Annotated in this window: 1 rRNA gene; it reads right to left on the bottom strand. The window is 48.4% G+C overall.

Annotation, left to right across the window (positions count from 1 at the left end):
* A 23S ribosomal RNA gene (locus ABFY71_RS19085) occupies positions 1–132 on the bottom strand; the annotation flags it as partial.
* Positions 133–244: the final 112 nt, after the last annotated feature.

The raw sequence follows: 244 nt of genomic DNA, 5'->3' as shown, positions 1-244 counted from the left end.
ACTGGGTTTCCCCATTCGGACATCGCCGGGTCAAAGGTTCATATCACCTCGCCGGCGCTTTTCGCAGATTAGCACGTCCTTCATCGCCTCTGACTGCCAGGGCATCCACCGTGTACGCTTAGTCGCTTAACCTCACAACCCGAAGATGTTTCTTTCGATTCACCATCGGTTTGCGAAAATTTGAGAGACTCGAACACACATAACATGTGTGTCGTTTCAATTTTCAGCTTGATCCAGATTTTTA

Source organism: Devosia alba, from assembly GCF_039938915.1.
Lineage (GTDB): Bacteria > Pseudomonadota > Alphaproteobacteria > Rhizobiales > Devosiaceae > Devosia > Devosia alba.
The sequence above is the reverse complement of the archived record's forward strand: the minus strand, read 5'-3'. Positions and strand labels throughout refer to the sequence as shown.